The 18,622-nt window shown below is 60.3% G+C and carries 13 protein-coding genes and 1 pseudogene; 10 read left to right on the plus strand and 4 right to left on the minus strand.

Annotated features, from left to right (window positions below):
* Together AACY44_RS26310 and AACY44_RS26315 are read left to right on the plus strand one after the other, a co-directional pair.
* A pseudogene (locus AACY44_RS26310) lies at positions 1–218 on the plus strand (IS4 family transposase); the annotation flags it as partial.
* A 164-nt stretch (positions 219–382) separates the two neighbouring features.
* On the plus strand, positions 383–1,450 hold the full coding sequence (locus tag AACY44_RS26315) for a hypothetical protein (RefSeq protein WP_445261138.1): 1,068 nt from the start codon (positions 383–385) through the stop codon (positions 1,448–1,450).
* Between the two features lie 88 nt (positions 1,451–1,538).
* Here the strand turns inward: AACY44_RS26315 and AACY44_RS26320 are convergent, their stop codons facing one another.
* Positions 1,539–4,436, minus strand: coding sequence for a ribonucleoside-diphosphate reductase subunit alpha (locus AACY44_RS26320; protein ID WP_339420882.1), 2,898 nt, complete (start codon positions 4,434–4,436; stop codon positions 1,539–1,541).
* A gap of 726 nt (positions 4,437–5,162) precedes the next feature.
* Here AACY44_RS26320 and AACY44_RS26325 point away from each other — a divergent pair.
* The gene (locus tag AACY44_RS26325; protein ID WP_339467752.1) at positions 5,163–5,888 is read left to right on the plus strand and encodes a response regulator; all 726 of its coding nucleotides are present in this window, start codon (positions 5,163–5,165) and stop codon (positions 5,886–5,888) included.
* Complete coding sequence (locus AACY44_RS26330; protein WP_339531371.1) at positions 5,885–7,495, plus strand: ATP-binding protein; 1,611 nt, start codon at positions 5,885–5,887, stop codon at positions 7,493–7,495. Before AACY44_RS26325 ends, AACY44_RS26330 begins: the two co-directional genes overlap by 4 nt.
* A 36-nt stretch (positions 7,496–7,531) precedes the next feature.
* On the opposite strand, the gene AACY44_RS26335 is transcribed toward AACY44_RS26330, so the two are convergent.
* On the minus strand, positions 7,532–8,248 hold the full coding sequence (locus AACY44_RS26335; protein WP_339531373.1) for a 4'-phosphopantetheinyl transferase family protein: 717 nt from the start codon (positions 8,246–8,248) through the stop codon (positions 7,532–7,534).
* Positions 8,249–8,384: 136 nt separating this feature from the next.
* Between AACY44_RS26335 and AACY44_RS26340 the strand changes: the two genes are divergently transcribed.
* Genes AACY44_RS26340 through AACY44_RS26350 form a run of 3 tightly spaced genes read left to right on the plus strand, consistent with a single transcriptional unit; the run spans position 8,385 to position 10,732 of the window.
* On the plus strand, positions 8,385–8,693 hold the full coding sequence (locus AACY44_RS26340; protein ID WP_339437447.1) for a hypothetical protein: 309 nt from the start codon (positions 8,385–8,387) through the stop codon (positions 8,691–8,693).
* Positions 8,694–8,711: 18 nt separating this feature from the next.
* Positions 8,712–9,389, plus strand: a complete 678-nt coding sequence (locus AACY44_RS26345) for a response regulator (protein WP_339420892.1) — start codon at positions 8,712–8,714, stop codon at positions 9,387–9,389.
* On the plus strand, positions 9,386–10,732 hold the full coding sequence (locus tag AACY44_RS26350) for an ATP-binding protein (protein WP_339531375.1): 1,347 nt from the start codon (positions 9,386–9,388) through the stop codon (positions 10,730–10,732). The genes AACY44_RS26345 and AACY44_RS26350 overlap by 4 nt, the downstream gene beginning before the upstream one ends.
* Positions 10,733–10,860: 128 nt before the next feature.
* On the opposite strand, the gene AACY44_RS26355 is transcribed toward AACY44_RS26350, so the two are convergent.
* Positions 10,861–11,859, minus strand: a complete 999-nt coding sequence (locus tag AACY44_RS26355) for an AraC family transcriptional regulator (protein ID WP_339420896.1) — start codon at positions 11,857–11,859, stop codon at positions 10,861–10,863.
* Positions 11,860–12,198: 339 nt separating this feature from the next.
* Here AACY44_RS26355 and AACY44_RS26360 point away from each other — a divergent pair, with 339 nt between their 5' ends.
* The 3 genes from AACY44_RS26360 (at position 12,199) to AACY44_RS26370 (ending at position 15,244) form a co-directional block, all read left to right on the plus strand.
* Complete coding sequence (locus tag AACY44_RS26360; RefSeq protein ID WP_339420898.1) at positions 12,199–13,530, plus strand: dicarboxylate/amino acid:cation symporter; 1,332 nt, start codon at positions 12,199–12,201, stop codon at positions 13,528–13,530.
* A 140-nt stretch (positions 13,531–13,670) separates the two neighbouring features.
* Complete coding sequence (locus tag AACY44_RS26365) at positions 13,671–14,657, plus strand: XdhC family protein (protein ID WP_339420900.1); 987 nt, start codon at positions 13,671–13,673, stop codon at positions 14,655–14,657.
* Positions 14,654–15,244: a nucleotidyltransferase family protein gene (locus AACY44_RS26370; protein ID WP_339531377.1), complete on the plus strand. Its 591-nt coding sequence runs from the start codon at positions 14,654–14,656 to the stop codon at positions 15,242–15,244. The genes AACY44_RS26365 and AACY44_RS26370 overlap by 4 nt, the downstream gene beginning before the upstream one ends.
* A 120-nt stretch (positions 15,245–15,364) precedes the next feature.
* On the opposite strand, the gene rne is transcribed toward AACY44_RS26370, so the two are convergent.
* Complete coding sequence (gene rne / locus AACY44_RS26375) at positions 15,365–18,493, minus strand: ribonuclease E (RefSeq protein WP_445261139.1); 3,129 nt, start codon at positions 18,491–18,493, stop codon at positions 15,365–15,367.
* Between the last annotated feature and the right edge of the window lie 129 nt (positions 18,494–18,622).

Consider the following 18,622-nt stretch of genomic DNA (forward strand, 5'->3'; position numbering starts at 1 on the left):
ATATCCGGTTCAAGCCAGCCTGCCAATACATCGCCGTTCAGTTGATCGTGATGGCAGCGGCTAACCCAATTTCAGCAACGGGAAGACGATTGGCGGAGCTAAGGGCGGGTGTTGGAGGGATGTTTCTGAACCACCGTCCAAGGCCTTCGAGACCCAGGACGGTGAAGATATCAAAGACCCGGTTTCCGGTGAATCGTAAGGCTGCTCCGCTTAAGTGAACAGCATTACCTCGTAAGAGGGGCTTTTTTGTGGGCGTAAGAAAAATACCTGCGACCACTAGGGTTACGCGCTGAATCGTTTGGTGGGGAACGTCCAGTCCCCGTCTTGCCACTGATCGGATCAGAGCCCCAGAGGCTCACCAATCATTGGGAGGGCGCGGGATATGTGGAGTTCTGGGATTTTCGGGCCAGGTGCCGGACGCGCAGTTTCTGTACCCGGTGCAGCGCCAGGGAGGGCAACACCGGTTGCGCCGGTTGCCGAAGTGACCGCGATCAAGACGCTGCTCAGCGAACTGTTTGATGCGCAGCAAACAGGTAAGACCCAAACGGTTCAGGACACACGCGATAAGTTGAACAAGCTGCGTGAGCAGCTGGGTGATGCAACATTCAAGGACATCCTTAACAAGCTGATCGATCAGGCTGATCAGCAGTTTCTTGAATTTCTCAAGCGGCTGCTGAAGGCGCTATTTCCCGAGAATGAGGATGTTGCTCCGCCTCCGCCTTCACCGGGAGGAGGTGGCGGCGGCGGTGGACGCAGGGTCAATCCACGGGATTTCGGCGGCAGCGAACCCATGACCAACAAACCATTCACTGAGGGTGCGCGCCACTTCGACTACAAACCTGACCACAGTAACCCTGGCAAGAAACCGGGCGTAGGCAGGGGGGACGGCAATATCTGGAGTGGTTTCAAGCAAGGTCCGGATGGAAACTGTGTCACCGTTTCAGCCATAAAGGCATCAATGATGCAGTTTGGCCAGAAGCCCACGGACGTCTTCAAGGACGTCAAAGGAGTGGGAGATGGCTACGACGTAAAGATGCGGGATGGGTTCGAGCTGCATTTATCCAAGGCCGAATTGAAGCAGGCAGCGAGGTATGCACAGTTCCAGGGTGATGATCCGACCATGATGGCCGATGCTAACTTCATGTACGCGGCGAGTGCCAAGCGAGCGCAGATGGAGGGTAATGGGTTCGATGATGACAAAAATGTCACAAAGCAGAGTCTTGCTCATGCGATGCAAAGTTTGAACAATGGAGAAATGGGCTGGGAAGCGCTGGATAGGCTTGGCTTGAAAGGTTTGTACAGGAACTCTTCGAGTTCTGAACTTGCAAGCGGCAAGTTGGGTGTCGTTGATTATGGTGGTCATTCGATGGCCGTGATAGGCGGCAGCATCGAGCTATGGGGGCAGCGGGGCCAGGCGCCACGGCCCGGTAACGCGTATGCGTTTAAATGACCGCCAATAAAAAACCGATAACCCCAGCGAGTACAGAGGTTATCGGTTTCATTCAATCCCGGGCGTTTCAGCCTGGGATTGGCTTAGCTTATTGGCAAGCTTCGCAATCCGGCTCGTCAATCGCACAAGCCTTTGGCACCGGGGCCGGACCGGCTGGAGCGGCGAGTACCGAGTCATCACCGTGGTTGCCGCCGCTGGAAACTGCGTTCAGCTTGCCGGTGTTGATGGTCGACTTCTCGGTGCTGGTCGCGGCCAGGGCACGGAGGTAGTAAGTGGTTTTCAGGCCACGGTACCACGCCATGCGGTAGGTCACGTCCAGCTTCTTGCCCGAAGCGCCGGCGATGTACAGGTTCAGGGACTGCGCCTGGTCGATCCACTTCTGGCGACGGCTGGCGGCGTCAACGATCCACTTGGTGTCCACTTCGAAGGCAGTCGCGTAGAGCTCTTTGAGTTCTTGCGGGATGCGCTCGATCTGCTGCACGGAACCGTCGTAGTACTTCAGGTCGTTGATCATGACCGAGTCCCACAGACCGCGGGCTTTCAGGTCGCGAACCAGGTACGGGTTGATCACGGTGAATTCGCCGGACAGGTTCGATTTCACATACAGGTTCTGGTAGGTCGGTTCGATCGACTGCGATACGCCAGTGATGTTGGCGATGGTGGCGGTCGGAGCGATGGCCATGATGTTGGAGTTACGAATGCCCTTCTGCACACGGGCACGTACCGGCGCCCAGTCCAGGGATTCTTCCAGGTCAACGTCGATGTACTTCTGGCCACGTTGCTCGATCAGGATCTGTTGAGAATCCAGCGGCAGGATGCCTTTGGACCACAGCGAACCCTGGAACGTCTCGTAGGCGCCGCGCTCGTCAGCCAAGTCGCAGGAAGCCTGGATCGCGTAGTAGCTGACCGCTTCCATGGACTTGTCGGCGAATTCGACCGCTGCATCCGAACCGTAAGGAATGTGCTGCAGGTACAGCGCGTCCTGGAAGCCCATGATGCCCAGGCCGACCGGACGGTGCTTGAAGTTGGAATTCTGCGCCTGTGGCACCGAGTAGTAGTTGATGTCGATCACGTTATCGAGCATACGGACGGCGGTGTTGACGGTGCGTTCCAGCTTGGCGGTGTCCAGCTTGCCGTTGACGATGTGATTCGGCAGGTTGATCGAGCCCAGGTTGCAAACGGCGATCTCGTCCTTGTTGGTGTTCAAGGTGATCTCGGTGCACAGGTTCGAGCTGTGGACCACGCCCACGTGTTGCTGCGGGCTGCGCAGGTTGCACGGGTCTTTGAAGGTCAGCCATGGGTGGCCGGTTTCAAACAGCATCGACAGCATTTTACGCCATAGGTCTTTGGCCTGGATGGTCTTGAACAGCTTGATCTTGCCAGGGTACTGGGACAGCGCTTCGTAGTACTCGTAGCGCTCTTCGAAGGCCTTGCCGGTCAGGTCGTGCAGGTCCGGAACTTCGGAGGGCGAGAACAGGGTCCACTGGCCGTCATCGAAGACTCGCTTCATGAACAGGTCAGGGATCCAGTTGGCGGTGTTCATGTCGTGGGTACGACGACGGTCATCACCCGTGTTCTTGCGTAGCTCGATGAACTCCTCAATGTCCATGTGCCAGGTTTCCAGGTAGGCACACACCGCGCCTTTGCGCTTGCCGCCCTGGTTGACCGCTACGGCGGTGTCGTTCACAACTTTGAGGAACGGCACAACGCCCTGGGACTTGCCGTTGGTGCCCTTGATGTACGAACCCAAGGCACGTACTGGCGTCCAGTCGTTGCCCAGGCCGCCAGCGAATTTGGACAGCATGGCGTTGTCGTGGATCGCGTGGTAGATGCCCGACAGGTCATCCGGCACGGTGGTCAGGTAGCAGCTAGACAGCTGTGGACGCAGGGTGCCGGCGTTGAACAGGGTCGGGGTCGACGACATGTAGTCAAAGGACGACAACAGGTTGTAGAACTCGATGGCACGGTCTTCTTTGTGCTTCTCTTCAATCGCCAGGCCCATGGCCACGCGCATGAAGAACACTTGCGGCAGTTCGAAGCGGATACCGTCCTTGTGGATGAAGTAACGGTCGTAAAGGGTTTGCAGGCCCAGGTACGTGAACTGCTGGTCGCGCTCGTGGTTGATTGCCTTGCCGAGTTTTTCCAGGTCGAAAGTGGCCAGGATCGGGTTCAGCAATTCGAATTCGATACCCTTGGCGATGTAGGCCGGCAGGGCCTTGGCGTACAGGTCGGCCATTTCGTGGTGGGTAGCGCTGTCGGCGACACCGAGGAAGCCCAGGCCTTCGGCACGCAGGGTGTCCATCAGCAGGCGCGCGGTCACGAACGAGTAGTTCGGCTCACGTTCAACCAGGGTACGGGCGGTCATTACCAAGGCGGTATTGACGTCGGTCAGGGCCACGCCGTCGTACAGGTTCTTCAGGGTTTCGCGCTGGATCAGGTCACCGTCGACTTCTTCGAGGCCTTCGCAGGCCTCGGTGATGATGGTGTTCAGGCGACCCAGGTCCAGCGGTGCAAAGGTACCGTCGGCCAGGGTGATGCGGATCGATGGGTGCGCTTGAACGGCGGCTTCGTCGGCCGGAGTGCGCACGGCACGTTCCTTGGCACGCGAATCACGGTAGATCACGTAGTCACGGGCAACTTTTTGCTCGCCGGCACGCATCAGGGCCAGTTCGACCTGGTCCTGGATTTCTTCGATGTGGATGGTGCCGCCCGAGGGCATGCGACGCTTGAAGGTCGCGGTGACTTGTTCGGTCAGGCGGGCAACGGTGTCGTGGATGCGCGACGAAGCGGCAGCGGTGCCGCCCTCAACTGCAAGAAACGCTTTGGTGATCGCGACGGTGATTTTGTCATCGGTGTAAGGAACGACAGTGCCGTTACGCTTGATCACGCGCAATTGGCCAGGTGCAGTGGCGGACAGATCCAGGTTCGAATCAGCGGCCTGCGGCACGGAGCCCTGCGGGTTCTCGCGAGTTGTGTCGGTTTGCATGGGGGGGTGTCTCCACATTCTATATTTATTTGGGCACCATCTCGGTGCCCACCGTTCCGTCCTGAAGCACTTACAGCAGGCCTGGGCCTGGCATAACAACTTCGGGACAGGAGGAAGGGAGCTATACGCGCCGCTTCCATGCCGAAGTCTTCGGATCGGGGCTGAAAAGCCCTTGGCCGTATTCCTGGTGGGTGACAGTTGCCAGGTTCAGGCACTGCAACACCCGTACCGTTTTCCGCTGTATGAGCTTGAAAACGGCTGCCATCCGCGTGCGCGGTTTGGGCTTTCAAAAAATGCGTGGGTTCAACCAAGCGAGTGCAAGAAAGGGCTTGAGTTTCTTGTCTGATCTGTGTTTGGTTTTTTCGCTCAAAACGCTACATGTAGGGTTTTTTTAGCGCCGGGCTACAAGATAATGCGTTTTGGGGGTCTTAGCAACGCACTACCTGTGGATAACGTTGTGGGTAAAATGTGTATGAAACGTGGAGCACCCGTGTAGGCCGCATTGCTGCTGGATTCGGCCGTTTGTCACCGGATATTCCAAGATAAAAACAGCGGGTTGGATTTTTGAGGGCGCGAACCCTATCACAAAAAAACGCGATCACCGAATGGATTTCCCAACTTGTGTTTGGGGGTTGGGGCATGGCTACAATCGGCCATTGTTATGCCCTTAAAACATGACAAACAGGGTATGGCCAACGCAGTTTCTAATAACAACGAGGACCACCCGTGGAGCAAGAAGCCTGGCAAATACTGATCGTCGAGGACGACCAGCGACTGGCCGAACTGACCCGTGAGTATCTGGAGAGCAATGGCCTGCGGGTGTCAGTGGAAGGCGATGGCGCCCAGGCGGCCGCGCGTATCATCGCCGAGCAGCCGAACCTGGTGATTCTGGACCTGATGCTGCCCGGCGAAGACGGCCTGAGCATCTGCCGCAAGGTGCGCGAGCGCTATGACGGCGTGATCCTGATGCTCACCGCGCGCACCGACGACATGGACCAGGTGATGGGCCTGGACATGGGCGCCGATGACTACGTGTGCAAACCCGTGCGCCCGCGTCTGTTGCTGGCACGCATCCAGGCCCTGCTGCGGCGCAGCGAACCGGCGGAACCGCCTGCGGTAGAGAATCAGCGCCGCCTGCAATTCGGCCGTTTGGTGGTGGACAATGCCCTGCGCGAGGCCTGGTTGAATAATGACGGTATCGAGTTGACCAGTGCCGAATTCGACCTGCTCTGGCTGCTGGTGGCGAATGCCGGTCGCATCCTGTCCCGCGAAGAAATCTTCATCGCCTTGCGTGGTATCGGCTACGACGGCCAGGACCGTTCGATTGATGTGCGCATCTCGCGCATCCGCCCGAAAATCGGCGACGACCCGATCCACCCACGTCTGATCAAGACCGTCCGCAGCAAAGGCTATTTGTTCGTCCCCGAAGCCGCCGCCGACATGCCGCTGTGAATTCGATCTTCCTGCGTATCTACGGCGGCATGTGCGCAGCGCTGATTCTGGTGGCGCTGCTCGGCGTACTGGCCCTGCACCTGCTCAACGAGGTGCGCAGCGGCCAGTACCGCGAGCGCCTGGCCCATGGCACCTTTTCCTTGATGGGCGACAACCTGCAGCCCATGAGTCCCATCGAGCGCCAACGCGCCCTGGCGGTGTGGGAGCGTTTGCTGGGGATCCCGCTGGAATTGCGCCCCCTGGCCGATGCGCACTTGGACTTGAGCCAGCGCAACAGCCTGCAACGTGGCCAAGTGCTGGTGCAACAGACTGGGCCTCACGCCGCGCGGGTGCTGCGATTGGTCAGTGCCCAGGAACCTCTCGTGCTGGAGGGGCAGGTGCAGCAGATCAGTGAGCAACTGGCGCGCGCGACGATCTACCTGCTCGCCGACGAACTGGTGCGCTTCCCGGTGGCCGAACAGCCGCAGCGCCTGGCAGACATAAAAGAAGCCAAGGGTTTTGGCTTCGACATGCACTTGATGACCCTCGACCAGGCTGATATGGACGAAGACCAACGCCGTCGCGTATCGGAAGGCGATACAGTGATGGCCCTGGGCAAGGGCGGCGATTCGATCCGCGTGTTTGCCGGCATGGTTGGCACGCCGTGGGTGTTGGAGCTCGGCCCCCTGTATCAGATGAACCCTTATCCGGCGCACTGGCTGATCTTGATCGCCTTGATCGGCCTGACCCTGATCGGTCTGATCGTCTATCTATTGGTGCGTCAGCTTGAACGTCGCTTGCGCGGCCTGGAAGCCGCCGCCACACGCATTGCCAAGGGCAACCTGGAAGTCCGCGTGCCGGCCCGTGGCGCTGACTCGGTGGGGCGCCTCGCTGCAGCGTTCAACGGCATGGCCGAGCACTTGCAGCAGTTGCTGGCGATCCAGCGTGAACTGGTGCGTGCGGTGTCCCACGAACTGCGCACGCCCGTGGCGCGTCTGCGTTTCGGCCTGGAGATGGTCGGCAATGCCACCACCCCTGAGGCACGGCGCAAATACCTGGAGGGCATGGACAGCGACATCCAGGACCTCGATGGCCTGGTCGATGAAATGCTCACTTATGCGCGTCTGGAACAGGGCTCGCCGGAGCTGAATTTCCAGCGGGTCGACCTCAATGCGCTGCTCGATCAGGTGATCGGCGAATTATCGCCACTGCGCCCGCAGATCAACGTGGCGCGGGGTATCTGCCTGTCTTCGACGCATTGGGATGACGCCTGGGTCGACGCCGAGCCGCGTTATTTGCACCGTGCCCTGCAGAACCTGGTGAGCAACGCCATGCGCCACGCCCAAGGCCGCGTGCTGATCAGTTATCAGGTGGGCCAGGTGCGCTGCCGCGTCGACGTGGAAGACGACGGCCCTGGCGTGCCGGAAAGCGCTTGGGAGCGCATCTTCACGCCGTTCTTGCGCCTGGACGACAGCCGCACTCGCGCCTCGGGTGGGCATGGCCTGGGCTTATCGATTGTGCGTCGGATTATCTACTGGCACGGCGGCCGGGCGTTGATCAGCAAGAGCAACAATTTAGGAGGGGCGTGCTTCAGTCTGAGTTGGCCCAGGGATCAAGAGAAACCCTGATGCCGCCTTCGCGGGCTGGCTCGCGAAAGCGATCGATCAGGCGCTGATAGCCACCAGGCTCAACAACTGCCCATCGGTCACCGCAAACTGCCCCACCAACGCCTTGCCATGGCACCACTCACTGGAAAGATCCGTCAGCAACCGTAGCCGCAGTTGGCCCGACTCGGACCACTCCAGCAACTCCGCATGCTCAAAATAAAAACGCTTCTGCACAATAGGATAGAGCGCCTTGAACAGGCTCTCCTTGGCGGAAAACGTCAGCGTCACCAGCAATGCGACCTGCTCTCGCGGGAGGGCGGCCATACGCCGCATTTCATCGGCAGTCAGGATTTCCCCGGCCAGCCGTTCAGCCCGCTCCAGCGTCAGCACATTCTCCAGGTCCATCCCAAGCCCGCGCCATTGTGCCGTGTGCGTGGCAATCGCAGCGGCATGCCCGGTGCTGTGGGTGATGGAGCCACAGATGTGCGCGGGCCACACCGGTGCGCGGTCTTCACCGATGGCCGGCACGCAATCGAAGTGATCGAGCTGTTGCAGTGCCGCGCGGGCGCACAGCCGGCCGGCCAGGAACTCGGCCTGACGCTTGACCACTGAACGCTGGATGCTCGCGGGGGGCGGCACGGCACTGCGCTGGAAGTCGCCTGGCGCTAATAAGGCTGGGTCAAACCGGGTGCTGAAAAACACCGTGCCCGGCAAGGGATCGGGCAGCGGCCAATGGGCGTCGAGCGGAGTGCAGCAAGCGGGTAGGGAATTCATGGGCGGTATTTTGCCGAGTTGATGGGCAACAGGATAGCCCGCTGCGGTTCAGGTGCGGTTCAGAGCCTGTTCAGGGGGAGTTCAGGGGCGCCTGCGTAGTCTGGTCCTACAGCCAAAACGCGTGGAGGTAAGCACCATGAGTGCGATCAAAAAGCTGATGTTGGCGTTAACCATGCTCAGTGCCACTGCAGGGGCCCAGGCCGCCGATGGTGCCTTTGCCGCATTCGGCAAAGAAAAGACCCGAAAAACCAGCACTTTGATTCAGCGTGTCAGCGTCGAAGACGCTGGCAGCCAACCTACGCCTTGGGGCCAGTCCCTTGGCCTTGTAACCCCGCAGCCGGCCTACCGCGCTGGCTATGAACACCTGACCGGTCAGTTCAATGGTATTAAACTGCGCCCGCAAGATCTGCAGGGCCGCTATGATATCCCTCTGTCGGACAGTTGATTTGCTTTGGAGAGCCTTATGAAATTGCTGGTGGTGGAAGATGAGGCGCTGCTGCGCCATCACCTGTTTACCCGCCTGACCGACAGCGGCCACGTGGTCGAGGCCGTGGCCAATGCCGAAGAGGCCCTCTACCAGACGGGCCAATTCAACCATGACTTGGCCATCATCGACCTGGGCCTGCCCGGCCTGGGTGGGCTGGACCTGATCCGCCAACTGCGTACCCAGGCCAAGACCTTTCCGATCCTGATCCTCACGGCTCGCGGCAACTGGCAGGACAAGGTCGAAGGGTTGGCTGCCGGCGCGGACGACTACTTGGTCAAGCCGTTCCAGTTCGAAGAGCTGGAAGCGCGGATGAACGCGTTGCTGCGTCGCTCCAGTGGTTTCACCCAGTCGACCATCGTGGCCGGGCCGTTGCTGCTGGACCTTAACCGCAAGCAAGCGTCCCTGGACGAACAGCCCCTGGCGCTGACCGCCTACGAATACCGGATTCTCGAATACCTGATGCGCCACCACCAGCAAGTGGTCGCCAAGGACCGTTTGATGGAGCAGCTTTACCCTGATGATGACGAGCGTGATCCAAATGTCATCGAAGTGCTGGTCGGTCGCCTGCGCCGCAAGCTGGAAGGCCCGGTTGGGTTCAAGCCGATCGACACCGTGCGTGGCCTGGGCTACCTGTTCAATGAGCGCTGCCGTTGATTCGCTCGTTACGCGTGCGCTTGATGCTGGCGGCCGCCACCCTGGCCGTGCTGTTTATGCTGGGTTTGTTGCCGGCCATGCAGGGTGCGTTCAGCCTGGCATTGCAGGATTCCATCAAGCAGCGCCTGGCGTCGGACGTCACCACCCTGATTTCCGCCGCGCGGGTCGACAATAACCGCCTGCAGATGCCGGCGCAGTTGCCGGACGAACGTTTCAACCTCACCGACAGCCGCCTGCTCGGCTATATCTACGACCGCGAGGGCCACCTAGTGTGGCGTTCGCGGGCGACCAAAGAAGAAAACATCAACTACAAACCGCGCTACGACGGGCGCGGTAATGAATTTGCGCGAATTCGTGAGGCCAATGGTCAGGAATTCTTTGTATATGACGTCGAGGTCAGGTTGCTGGGCGGCAAGAGCGCGGCGTTCAGTATCGTCGCCCTGCAACCGGTGCGTGAATATCAACTGACCCTCGAGGGCCTGCGCGAAAACCTTTACCTGGGTTTTGGTGCGGCGTTGCTGGTGTTGCTGACCTTGCTCTGGCTGGGCCTGACCTGGGGCTTACAAGCCTTGCGGCGGCTTAGCCAGGAACTCGACCAGATCGAAGGCGGCACCCGAGAGAGCCTTAGTGAACAACACCCCCGCGAATTGCTGCGCCTCACCGGCTCCCTCAACCGTTTGCTGCACAGCGAACGTGAGCAACGTGCGCGCTACCGCGACTCCCTCGACGATTTGGCCCACAGCCTGAAAACCCCGCTGGCGGTGTTGCAGGGCGTGAGCGAAGACATGGCCCAGCGCCCGGAAGATCGCGACCAGGCCTGGGTTTTGCAGTCGCAGATTGAGCGCATGAGCCAGCAGATCAGTTACCAGTTGCAACGCGCCAGCCTGCGCAAAAGCGGCCTGGTGCGCCACCAGGTGCGCCTGGCGCCGGTGCTGCAAAGCCTGTGCGACACACTGGACAAGGTCTACCGCGACAAACGCGTCACCGTCTCCTTTGAACTGCCGGATGAATGCCACGTGCCCATTGAGAAGGGCGCCTTGCTGGAATTGCTCGGCAACCTGCTGGAAAACGCTTACCGCCTGTGTTTGAGCGAAGTGCGCATCAGCCTGGTGGAAAACCTGGAGGGCAGTGAGCTGTGCATCGAGGATGACGGGCCGGGTGTGCCGCCGGACCAGCGTGCACGGATTCTGCAACGGGGTGAAAGGCTGGATCGCCAGCATCCCGGGCAGGGGATTGGCTTGGCGGTGGTCAAGGATATTATTGAAAGCTACGGCGCACGGTTGACCCTGGGGGATTCACCGTTGGGTGGCGCTGCGTTCAAGATTCACTTTCCGGCCTTGTGATCTCTAATGACTCCACTGGCCTCTTCGCGAGCAAGCCCGCTCCCACATTCGACCGCACTCCTGCAGGATAAACGCGGTTAAATGTGTGCGGGCTTGCTCGCGAAAGGGGCGGCAATGGCAACACACCTCTAACTCTCTTGGGCCCGATACGCCCCCGGCGTCAGCCCGGTCCACTTCTTGAACGCCCGATGAAACGCCGACGGCTCGGAAAACCCCAACTGCTCGGCTAGCTCCTGCAACGACAAATTCGCTCGGCGCAAATGATAAATGGCGATGTCCCGCCGCAGCTCATCCTTGAGTGCCTGAAAGCTGGTGCCGTCTTCGCGTAAGTGCCTGCGCAGGGTCTGCGGGCTGATGTGCAGTTGCTGGGCGACGGCTTCCAGGTCTGGCCAGGGTGTGCGGTCGCGGCTGAGCAAGCGGCGTAGCTGACTGCTCAAGCTATCGCCTTCATCGGGCCGAGAGAGCAAATCGGCGGGAGAGCGCTCCAAAAAGTGTTTGAGTGTGCGCTCATCCTGCAGCAGCGGCAGGTTCAGGTAGCGCGCGGGAAACACCAAGCTACTGTTCGGCGAACCGAATACTTGGGCACAGGGAAACAATAGGTCGTATTCGCCGGCGTGGGCCGGCATCGGATAACTGAAGGTGGCTTGGTGCAGCCGAATACGCTGGCCGATCAGCCAACTGCCCAGGCGATGCCAGATCACCAGCAGGCATTCGCTGAGGAAGTGATCCGGGTCCCACAACTGCGAGTCGTCCAGACTCAAGCGGGCCATTTCGCCTTCACGTGCCAGCTGCCAGCGCGGGCCTTGTGGGAATAGGCCATAAAATAATAAGCCGCGCTCCAGGGCTTTCTCCAGGGTGCGGCAGTGGATGAGCGCGTGGCACATCATCGCAAAGGTGCCGCGCTTGCTCGGACCTTCGGCGAACCCCAGGTATTCATCGTCCAGTGCCAGCCAGAGCATTTGCAGCAGCCGGGTGAATTGCTCCGGTGCGATGCGGGCACGGGGTTCGGCGAGCAGCTCCGCAGCGATGCCCACCTGGTGCAACAGCCCCGAATAGTCGTAACCGGCCCGACGCGCCCCGCCGAGGGCAGCCCGGGCGAAATGACTGGCGATGGTACGTTCACGCATGCGAAGGCCTCGTCCATGGAGTGGCGAATGGTAGCCAGCGCCGGAGAGGCTCACAAGGCGGATATCCGCCAAATTGTAGGACGAGACTGGGTTGATGGGCGGAAATCCGCCACTGGCTTTCGCGCTTGGGAGGGCGCCAGGAAGCCCCAAACCCTGATCTCTAAAGGCCTTTAAGGCTTTTCAACGAAGTGGCACGGCGTTTGCGATAAGGACTACAGCGCAGGCCTGGTCCTACAGATCGCGTAAACAACAAATCCCTCCAGTGCAGGAGGGTTCGCAATTCAAGTGTCGTGGGCAATGGCGGATATTTGCCACACGGGACGATTGAGGAACTTTGCAATGACGACTCGTCAGCCAATCTACAAATCCCTGTACTTCCAGGTGATCGTTGCAATCGTTATCGGTATTTTGCTCGGTCACTTCTACCCGCAGACCGGCGTGGCCCTGAAGCCACTGGGTGACGGGTTCATCAAACTGATTAAAATGGTCATCGCCCCGATCATCTTCTGCACCGTTGTCAGCGGCATCGCTGGCATGCAAAGTATGAAATCGGTGGGCAAAACCGGCGGCTACGCGCTGCTGTACTTCGAAGTCGTATCTACCATCGCGCTGCTGATCGGCTTGATCGTGGTCAACGTTGTGCAACCGGGCGCCGGCATGCACATCGACGTAGCGACCCTGGACGCCTCCAAAGTCGCGGCCTACGTGACTGCCGGTAAAGACCAGAGCATCGTTGGCTTTATCCTCAACGTCATCCCTAACACCATCGTCGGTGCTTTCGCCAACGGCGACATCCTGCAAGTGCTGATGTTCTCGGTGATCTTCGGTTTCGCCCTGCATCGCCTGGGTGCCTACGGCAAACCAGTGCTGGACTTCATCGATCGCTTCGCCCACGTGATGTTCAACATCATCAACATGATCATGAAGCTCGCGCCAATCGGTGCTCTGGGCGCCATGGCGTTCACCATTGGTGCCTATGGTGTAGGTTCCCTGGTGCAACTGGGTCAGTTGATGATCTGCTTCTACATCACCTGCGTTCTGTTCGTGCTGGTGGTGCTGGGTGGCATCTGCCGCGCTCACGGTTTCAGCGTGATCAAAATGATCCGCTACATCCGTGAAGAGTTGCTGATCGTTCTGGGTACTTCGTCTTCCGAATCCGCACTGCCACGCATGCTGATCAAGATGGAGCGTCTGGGCGCGAAGAAATCCGTAGTAGGCCTGGTGATCCCGACGGGCTACTCGTTCAACCTCGACGGTACGTCGATCTACCTGACCATGGCTGCCGTGTTTATCGCCCAGGCGACTGACACCCACATGGACATCACCCATCAGATCACCCTGCTGCTGGTGCTGCTGCTGTCCTCCAAAGGCGCTGCTGGCGTGACGGGCTCGGGCTTTATCGTCCTGGCTGCGACCCTGTCGGCTGTAGGCCACCTGCCGGTTGCCGGCCTGGCGCTGATTCTGGGTATCGACCGCTTCATGTCCGAAGCCCGCGCGCTGACCAACCTGGTGGGTAACGCCGTTGCCACCATCGTTGTGGCCAAATGGGTCAACGAGCTGGACGAAGACAAGCTGCAAAGCGAGCTGGCGTCCGGCGGTACCGGTATCTCGGAAACCCGCGAGCTGGATGACCTGGGCGTGGCCGAAGGCCCTGCACCTGTCGTCAAGTAAGTCGCTGATGGTGTGAACTAACGCCGACTGCAACGCACAAACGCCCCGACTGGTTCGGGGCGTTTGCGTTTCTGGCGCGTCACTTTGGTGGCTTTTGTTTTACAGTAAGTGAATGGTTTTTTACGCTTGCAGGAGGTTTTGTGGACAGTGTGGATCTGAATGTCCTGCGCAGCGTGTTGGAATGGCGTCGCGCCGGGCAGCGAGTGGTGTTGTACAGCGTGGTCCAGACCTGGGGCAGCGCGCCGCGCCCGCCGGGTGCCATGCTGGCGCTGCGCGGCGATGGCGTGGTGATCGGTTCAGTGTCTGGCGGTTGCATCGAGGATGACTTAATTGCGCGCCTGCAGGATGGCCGACTGCCTGAAGACGGGCCGCCGGTGCAGTTGGTGACTTACGGCGTCACCCGCGATGAAGCGGCGCGTTTTGGCCTGCCATGCGGTGGCACCTTGCGCCTGACTGAAGAGCGCGTGGACGCGTGGGAATGGGTGTCGGAACTGCTGGCGCGTTGTGAAGATCATCAGATCGTCGCACGTGAGCTGGACTTGACCACCGGTAAAGTCACCTTGAGCAGCGCGAGCAAGACCGATGGGGTGACCTTCGACGGCAAACGGCTGCGGGCTATCTATGGCCCGCGCTGGCGTTTGCTGCTGATCGGCGCCGGGCAGTTGTCGCGCTACGTGGCGGAAATGGCGCGGTTGCTGGATTTCGAAGTGCTGATCTGCGACCCGCGCGACGAGTTCGTCTACGGCTGGGAAGAACAGCACGGCCGCTTCGTACCGGGCATGCCCGATGAAGCGGTGCTGAACATACAGACCGATGAGCGTACGGCTATCGTCTGCCTCACCCATGATCCGCGCCTGGATGATATGGCACTGCTTACGGCATTGAATTCCTCGGCGTTCTACATCGGCGCCCTGGGTTCGCGGGTCAACACCCAGAAACGTCGGGAAAACCTCGCGGTGCTGGGGTTGTCGGCGCAAGCGATTGCGCGCCTGCACGGGCCGATCGGGTTGCATATCGGCAGCCATACGCCGGCGGAAATCGCGCTGTCGTTGATGGCGGAAATTGTTGCGATCAAGAACGGTGTGGCGCCAATGCAGAAAAAGCCGCTGCCGGTGGTCGCTGAGTGACGCTGACGGCGATTGTGCTCGCGGCGGGGCAGGGCAGTCGCTTTCGTGCCGAGGCGGGGGCTGACCAAGATAAGCTGTTGGCTGATTGCGTCGGCCTGGATGGCGTGACTCGGCCAGTGATCGAGCAGGTGCTGGTGAATTTACCGAGGCGCGTTGTAAAGCGCTGGCTGGTGACCTCGCCAGAGCGAGCGCAGGTGATCCGTTTGGCTGAGGCGTATGGCTGCGACGTCCTGCTGCTGCGCTCGGCGGGGATGGGCGACAGTCTTGCCGCGGCGGTGGCGGCCAGCGGTCCGGCGGGCGGCTGGCTGGTACTGCTGGGGGACATGCCGTTTATTCAGTCATCGAGCATTGAGCAAGTAATCGATGGGTTGGAGGCGGGTGGCATCAGCGTGCCGGTGCAGGATGGGCAGTATGGGCATCCAGTGGCGTTTGATCGGTCATCTGGGTCGGCGCTGATGGCATTGACCGGTGACCGTGGGGCCAAACCGCTGTTTGCGCAGGCGATGGTGCGTGAAGTGTCGGTAGATGATCCGGGCGTACTCTGGGACGTCGACTTGCCGCCTTCCCTGACTTTCACCCCGATCTAAGTGTGGGAGCTGGCAAGCCACACACAGTTGATTGCATTCCAAATCGATAAATCAGTGTTTTCGTAGCCATAAAAAGCCCCGCCTGATCACTCAGGCGGGGCTTTTCAGTGGCTGCTGGAATCAGGCGAGGGGTTTAGGCTCGTGCTCTGCTTCCCGTGCAGCCGCGGCGGCGGCTTCAGCTTCCTTGCGACGACGACGTACTTCACGTGGGTCGTTCGGTGCTCGGCCGTTTTCGGTCAGCGCGCTGGCCGGTGCGGCTTCAACCACTGGAGCGGCAACTTCGGCAACCACCGGCGCTTCAACGACTGGCGCAGGTTCAACGACCGGAGCTGGCTCAACCACTGGGGCAGGCTCGGCAACCACGACTTCAGCAGCCGGTGCTGGCGCTTCTTCCACCACAGGGGCTGGCGCTTCAACCGGAGCGGCAGGCTCGGCAGTCCATTGGAAGGCGGTCTGTTCCTCACGAACTTCGCGTACTTCTGATGCTGCTTCGACAACCGGTGCTTCAACAAACGCTTCAACCACAGGTGCTGGCTCAACAGCTGCCACTTCAACTTCTGGCTGAGCTTCAGGCGCCTGCGCCACTTCCACTTCCGGTACAACCGGCGCTTCGATTGGGCTAGTCGCTTCGGCAACCGGTGCTTCTACCACTGGCGCTTCAGCAGCGGGGGCTTCAACAACCGGCGTTTCAACGACTGGGGTCTCGGCAAAAGGTGTTTGCACAGCAGCGGTTTCTTCGACAGCGGCGTTAGCGCGTTCAGCCTGATCGTGGGCCTGGGCTTCAGCAGGTGCGCTGATGACCGAGCTGGCAACGGCAGCAGTAACGGCCAGGCCGGCAGCCAGTTCGTCGCCAGTTGGCTCGCTGGTAGCGGCTTCTGCGTTTTCGCCGGCTTCTTCCGAGCCTTCGATCACGTTGCCGTTGGCATCACGTTGACGCTCACGACGGTTGCTGCGACGACGCTGGCCACGGGAGCGGCGGCGTGGACGATCGCCTTCGGCGCCTTCCTGACCGTCTTCCTGCCGTTGCTCTTCGCTGGTCAGCACTTCCTCTTCTTCGCTGGCGGTAGCCGTTTGCTCGGCACGTGGTTGACGCTCTTCACGCGGAGCGCGCGGTTGGCGTTCTTCACGTGGCGCACGCTCTTCGCGTGGTTGGCGAGCCGGGCGTTCTTCTGCAACGACAGCGGCACCGGCAACGGCTGGCGCAGCGTCCAGTGGCTCGCGCAGTTCACGCACACGCTCTTCACGCTCGCCGCGAGGCTTGCGATCTTCACGCGGGGCACGTGGAGCACGTGGTGCGCGCTCTTCACGCGGTGCGCGTTCTACGGCTGGCGTTTCTTCACGGGCTTCGCGAGGGGCACGCTCTTCACGTGGGGCGCGTTCTTCACGCGGCGCACGTTCTTCGCGCGGCTTGCGCTCTTCGTCACGGCGACCGTTGCGGTTACGGCTTTGTTGGCGACCGTTGCGACGCTCTTCGTTGCGTGCAGGACGCTCGGACGCCGGTTTTTCAACCACAACCGGAGCGGCTGGCTCTTCTTTGGTGGCGAACAGGCTGACCAGCGACTTCACCAGGCCTTTGAACAGGCTTGGCTCAGGCATAACGGCCGGTGCGGCAACAGGCGCTGCGGCTTCAACTGGTACCGGTGCATTGGCACGGGCAGGGGCCGTCTTGACCGCAGCTTCCTGGCGAACCAGGGTGCGGGTCGCAGCGGCTGGCTGGACTTCTTCCACTTCAGCAGCGGCAGCGGCGATTTCGTAGCTGGACTGGCCGCTGTGGGCTTCCGGGCTGTCATCACGCAGGCGCTGCACTTCGAAGTGCGGCGTTTCGAGGTGATCGTTCGGCAGGATCACGATACGGGCACGGGTGCGCAGTTCGATCTTGGTGATCGAGTTGCGTTTTTCGTTGAGCAGGAAAGCTGCAACCGGAATCGGCACTTGTGCGCGGACTTCGGCGGTGCGGTCTTTCAGGGCTTCTTCTTCGATCAGGCGCAGGATCGCCAGGGACAGCGATTCAACGTCACGGATGATACCGGTGCCGTTGCAACGCGGGCAGACGATGCCGCTGCTTTCGCCCAGGGAAGGACGCAGGCGCTGACGAGACATTTCCAACAGGCCGAAGCGCGAGATGCGGCCGACTTGCACGCGGGCACGGTCAGCTTCCAGGCATTCGCGGACTTTCTCTTCCACGGCGCGCTGGTTCTTGGCTGGGGTCATGTCGATAAAGTCGATCACGATCAGGCCGCCGATATCACGCAGGCGCAGTTGGCGGGCGATTTCTTCAGCCGCTTCCAGGTTGGTCTGCAGCGCGGTTTCTTCGATGTCGCTGCCTTTGGTCGCACGCGCCGAGTTGATGTCGATGGACACCAGGGCTTCGGTCGGGTCGATCACAATGGAGCCGCCGGAAGGCAGTTCGACCACGCGCTGGAAGGCGGTCTCGATCTGGCTTTCGATCTGGAAGCGGTTGAACAGCGGAACGCTGTCTTCGTAGAGCTTGATCTTGCTGGCGTACTGCGGCATCACCTGGCGGATGAAGGTCAGGGCTTCGTCCTGGGCTTCAACGCTGTCGATCAGCACTTCGCCGATGTCCTGGCGCAGGTAATCGCGGATGGCGCGGATGATCACGTTGCTTTCCTGATAGATCAGGAACGGCGCGGAACGATCCAGGGACGCTTCTTTGATGGCGGTCCACAGTTGCAGCAGGTAGTCGAGGTCCCACTGCATTTCTTCGCTGCTGCGGCCCAGGCCGGCAGTACGAACGATCAGGCCCATGTCGGCCGGTGCGATCAGGCCGTTCAGCGCTTCACGCAGTTCGTTGCGCTCTTCGCCTTCGATGCGACGGGAAATGCCGCCGGCACGTGGGTTGTTCGGCATCAGCACCAGGTAACGGCCGGCCAGGCTGATGAAGGTGGTCAGGGCGGCGCCCTTGTTGCCACGTTCTTCTTTTTCGACCTGGACGATGACTTCCTGGCCTTCGCTCAGGACGTCCTTGATGTTCACGCGGCCTTCAGGGGCTTTCTTGAAGTATTCGCGGGAGATTTCTTTGAGGGGCAGGAAGCCGTGGCGCTCGGAGCCGAAATCGACAAAGGCAGCCTCAAGGCTTGGTTCGATGCGAGTAATTCGGCCTTTATAGATGTTGGCCTTCTTTTGCTCGCGTGCACCGGATTCGATGTCCAGGTCGTAGAGGCGTTGGCCATCTACCAGTGCAACACGCAACTCTTCGGGTTGAGTTGCGTTAATCAGCATTCTTTTCATGTTGTACCGTCGGTTTCCGGGCTGCCGGAAACGGCGTTCGGCACACACGACTTCTCACGGTCGGTGTCAGGTGCGTCAAGAGTGGTTGGCCACTCCAGTGTCCAGCAATAACAGGCCAATTGGGCCGTA

This window comes from Pseudomonas sp. RA_15y_Pfl1_P11 (assembly GCF_963970975.1).
GTDB lineage: Bacteria > Pseudomonadota > Gammaproteobacteria > Pseudomonadales > Pseudomonadaceae > Aquipseudomonas > Aquipseudomonas tritici.

Coding starts and splice junctions, on each gene's coding strand:
- AACY44_RS26315 (WP_445261138.1), top strand. CDS start 383: ATGTGGAGTTCTGGGATTTTCGGGCCAGGTGCCGGACGCGCAGTTTCT.
- AACY44_RS26320 (WP_339420882.1), bottom strand. CDS start 4,436: ATGCAAACCGACACAACTCGCGAGAACCCGCAGGGCTCCGTGCCGCAG.
- AACY44_RS26335 (WP_339531373.1), bottom strand. CDS start 8,248: ATGAATTCCCTACCCGCTTGCTGCACTCCGCTCGACGCCCATTGGCCG.
- AACY44_RS26340 (WP_339437447.1), top strand. CDS start 8,385: ATGAGTGCGATCAAAAAGCTGATGTTGGCGTTAACCATGCTCAGTGCC.
- AACY44_RS26345 (WP_339420892.1), top strand. CDS start 8,712: ATGAAATTGCTGGTGGTGGAAGATGAGGCGCTGCTGCGCCATCACCTG.
- AACY44_RS26355 (WP_339420896.1), bottom strand. CDS start 11,859: ATGCGTGAACGTACCATCGCCAGTCATTTCGCCCGGGCTGCCCTCGGC.
- AACY44_RS26360 (WP_339420898.1), top strand. CDS start 12,199: ATGACGACTCGTCAGCCAATCTACAAATCCCTGTACTTCCAGGTGATC.
- rne (WP_445261139.1), bottom strand. CDS start 18,493: ATGAAAAGAATGCTGATTAACGCAACTCAACCCGAAGAGTTGCGTGTT.